Raw genomic sequence first — 1995 nt, 5'->3', positions numbered from 1 at the left:
GTCGCCTGCCTGCGCACCGGGCGGGCACTTCGAGAGCCTCGGTCGAGGTCACGGAACAAGCCGCAAGGGCATGTCACCGTGGATGTCGTCCTCAGCGAACGTCCTGCAGAAGCCGCGGACCGCGCGGTCCCGGGACATTGGGAAGGCGATCGTGCGACACGAAGTCGCACGAATTTGAGTGGACTGACCGATTGGAGAGGCAGTTGACGAAGCTGTAGGTGCAGTCACGGGTCTGTGTCCGTATAACCCGTCCCCGCCCTTGACGTGCGATGCCGGTAACGGCGTGGTGCGAAGCTCAGGGGAAAGTCCAAGGACTTCCGTTCCATCCGGGAGTTACCGGCAAGGGGAAGGCCGGACGGGTGAAGTACATGAACTCCCGATGATGCCTCGTGATCCCAAGCCCCGCCGATGGAATGCGTGAGTGGGGTGCATGGCTAGCCGTTGAGAAGCGGCAGGCGCTGGCTGGTAGAGGTCACTCCGGGCAGGTGGACACCGCCGCCTCGGAGTAAAGGGAGCACCCACCCCGGTCGTATCTCATTCGTGTGGAACGTGGAAACCCCGTTGGGGTCCGGACCGCTCTTGGCCCGGTCAGCAGACTGTAAGGGAGGCTCAATTCCCCAGCGGGAACAGGACGGCCCAAGAAGCCAACGCCGGAAGCCGAAAGGACTCGGGAACCCGGGGCAGACGATCGGACTCTCCGCCGGTCGCCCCGCATAACCGTCCGGATACGGGGGATCTGCCCGGACCCGAAAGGGTGCTGACGTGGGCCGGGTGAGCCTGTGCAGAACCACTGGACAAAGACGACGGAGCCGAGGGGCAAGTTGGACACCATGCAGATAGCGGACGGACCGGCCTCAGCCCTTCCGGCCGCTTCCGCGCCGGTGAACGGACCCGAGGGCGAAGATCTGGACTGGGCGTCGATTGACTGGCATCGGGTCGAGGAGGACGTACGGCGTCTGCGGCAGAGAATCTTCACGGCATCGCAGGCAGGGGATCGTAAGAAGGTTCGCAATTTACAGAAGTTGATGCTCCGGTCCCGCTCCAACACGCTCCTGAGCGTGCGACGGGTAACGGAAATCAGGCGAGGCCGATACAGACAGTTATTTCCTTACGGCTCCTGAGGAGCCGCTTCCAGTTCGTCGACGATCACCGTGGCGCCTTCGGCGTCAAGCGGCTGTGCCGGATACTTCACCCGACCGACCCACTCTCAATCCGGGAAGCTCAACGGAATCCCTCCGGCCGGTCCGACTGTCATGGGGATATCGGTTGAGGTTCTGGCGGTGCTGGATGTGAAGTTCGCGGCGGTGCTGCCGCATCTGGACGAGCGTCAGCGTCGGTTGTATCTGGCTTCGGAGGCTGAAGCGTTGGGGCACGGCGGGATCGCGGCCGTGGCCAGGCTGGCCGAGGTCTCGGAGTCGACCGTCGCACGAGGACGTGAGGAACTCGCGGGCGGAGCGGAGGCGTTAGGGCGAGTACGCAGGCCCGGTGGCGGGCGCAAGTCCGCCGCCGAGCGCGACCCCGCTCTGGTGGCGACTCTCGACACCCACTACCGCCTGCCGATGTCCCTGTGGTCGTACGTGCCACACACCGAGACCGCCGAAGGTGGCCTGACGGGTGCACGATGGGCAGCCGTCGGCACAGAGATGGGCCGCCTCCACAGCCGGCTCGCCGCTCACCCCGCCGCCGCACCCACCCCGGAACCTGGTGCCGCGGTGTGCGACGTGGCCGCCTCACGGAACCGCTTCGAGCACCTGATCCATGCGTACCAGCACATGCCCAGGCTCGGGGAATTCGAGACGTGGGCACTCCAGGCGGCGCGCGAGCGACAAGCCATCCTGGGGACGTCGAGCGCACCCTCGCTTCGCTTCCACAGCTGACCGTCCAGATCCTGCGCGGCGACATGGCCGGCCCCAACGTTCTGTTCAAGAACAACGAGGTAGCCGCGATCGTGGACTTCATGGTGACCGCTCGGTCGGTCAGATCGAAGTCCTTGGC

3 pseudogenes are annotated in these 1995 nt (G+C 65.3%); all 3 read left to right on the top strand.

Annotated elements, in window-relative coordinates:
• Nucleotides 1–150: pseudogene (locus ABZV34_RS38910) on the top strand (IS30 family transposase); the annotation flags it as partial.
• Between the two features lie 680 nt (nt 151–830).
• Nucleotides 831–1079, top strand: a pseudogene (locus tag ABZV34_RS38905) (reverse transcriptase N-terminal domain-containing protein); the annotation flags it as partial.
• Nucleotides 1080–1253: 174 nt separating this feature from the next.
• Nucleotides 1254–1541: pseudogene (locus tag ABZV34_RS38900) on the top strand (ISAzo13 family transposase); the annotation flags it as partial.
• Nucleotides 1542–1995: the final 454 nt, after the last annotated feature.

Source organism: Streptomyces sp. NPDC005195 (assembly GCF_040608315.1).
GTDB classification, from domain to species: Bacteria; Actinomycetota; Actinomycetes; order Streptomycetales; family Streptomycetaceae; genus Streptomyces; species Streptomyces kaempferi.
This window is presented reverse-complemented; position numbering and strand designations above follow the sequence as displayed.